This window comes from Microbacterium umsixpiens (assembly GCF_053543675.1).
Genome location: NZ_JBLVOH010000081.1, coordinates 11,378 through 12,397 on the forward strand (window position 1 = coordinate 11,378; position 1,020 = coordinate 12,397).

A 1,020-nucleotide genomic window follows, 5' to 3' on the forward strand; every position below is an offset into this window, starting at 1 on the left:
CCGCGTGCGCGGCCAGCTCGGGAAAGCCTGTCCTGCACTTTGACTCGTCACTGTTATCAGGTTGATAATGTTCTCAAGATGACCCCATTCGCAGTAGCAAGGAGCACACGATGACCGACATCACATGCGACCGAGCGGGAGTGCACGTGCAGTTCCCCGGTTGGGAGGCCACGATGACGGGCTTGCCTCAGCTACTGATACCGAGGTCGGCGATCCGCGATGTGTCCACCGAACAGGGGTGGACCTCAGAGATACTCGGGATGAGATCCGGCCTCGTCGTCTCCGGTTACCGCAAGCTGGGGACTTTCAGGCACCCTTCAGGGGTGCGGCGACTGGTCTCGATGAAGCGCGGGCACCGCCTGCTGCGGATCGCCGTCGACCGAGCCACGATCGGGTTCGACGAGATCCTTCTGAGTACCGACGATGCAGAATCGATCGCCGCAGAGATCCGAGCAGCCGTGCACCCATGAGCGCCTGACGTCCACACCACCCGGTCGGAAACGCGAGGCGGACCATCTCGGTGCCGACGGTCTGGCTGGGCTTTCCGGCAATTCGAGGATCAGACCGGCTGGCTACTCACGCGCGCACGCGTCGGCCACCGAAACCGTTGGACGAATCCGGCGATCATCTTCGAGCGCGTCGCGAGGACGAACAGTCCGTACCCGATGATCCCGCCCAGGATGTTCGTCAGCCAATCGTTGATGTCCGCGAGGTGTCCGCTGAGGGCGAGCCGCGAGGCGGCCATCTGCGTCAGCTCGATGGCGAGGCTCGCACCGGCGACGATCGCCAGCACCTTCCACCAGCTCGGACGCGCGGTGAGCAACGGGACGAGCACGCCGAGCGGGACGAACACGGCGACGTTGATGAGAGCGTCCTCGAACCCGTAGTCGACGAACGGCACGAGGTAGAGCGATAACGGGCGCGGCCCGTCATAGAAGCCCGTCCCGACGCGAAGGAAGATCGGGAAGACCGTGTTGGCGAGCACTCCGCCCGCGTAGACCGCGAGGACGGCCGCGACGC

2 protein-coding genes are annotated in these 1,020 nt (G+C 64.6%); one reads left to right on the forward strand and one right to left on the reverse strand.

The features are described from left to right. Positions 1 to 110: 110 nt before the first annotated feature. Positions 111 to 470 (forward strand): hypothetical protein, encoded by a 360-nt coding sequence (locus ACNPM4_RS08460; RefSeq protein WP_448985392.1) that lies wholly within the window; start codon positions 111 to 113, stop codon positions 468 to 470. 89 nt (positions 471 to 559) lie between these two features. Here the strand turns inward: ACNPM4_RS08460 and ACNPM4_RS08465 are convergent. Beyond that, positions 560 to 1,020: VanZ family protein (locus ACNPM4_RS08465; protein WP_448985393.1), on the reverse strand; the 461-nt coding region annotated here is incomplete at its 5' end.

Excerpts from the sequence above, each read along its gene's own strand:
- ACNPM4_RS08460 (WP_448985392.1), top strand. The coding sequence starts at position 111 with ATGACCGACATCACATGCGACCGAGCGGGAGTGCACGTGCAGTTCCCC.